This window comes from Flavobacterium solisilvae (assembly GCF_012911605.1).
In the GTDB taxonomy this organism is placed as follows: Bacteria; Bacteroidota; Bacteroidia; order Flavobacteriales; family Flavobacteriaceae; genus Flavobacterium; species Flavobacterium solisilvae.
On record NZ_JAAMPT010000034.1, the window covers coordinates 1 to 243 of the forward strand.

Genomic DNA, 243 nt, shown 5'->3' on the forward strand with positions numbered 1-243 from the left:
AACTGACTTTATATCCTTGAATACAAGCTTGATAACCTAATGCTGTACCTAAAAAACTTTTACCTACTCCCGTGCTTCCTGTGATTAATACATTTTGATTTTTCTCAACAAAATCGCATGCTGCTAATCGTAAAACTTGGTTTCTATCTATATTTCGCGAAGTATCAAAATTGATGTTTTCAATATTGGATTTGTAATGGAATCGAGCGTTTTTAATGCTTCGCTCAATACGACGATTGTGGC

Annotated in this window: 1 protein-coding gene; it reads right to left on the reverse strand. The window is 34.2% G+C overall.

Going from position 1 to position 243, the window contains the following annotated elements:
• The coding region (locus G6042_RS00160) for an ATP-binding protein (protein WP_169522305.1) at window positions 1-243 on the reverse strand (243 nt) is incomplete at both ends.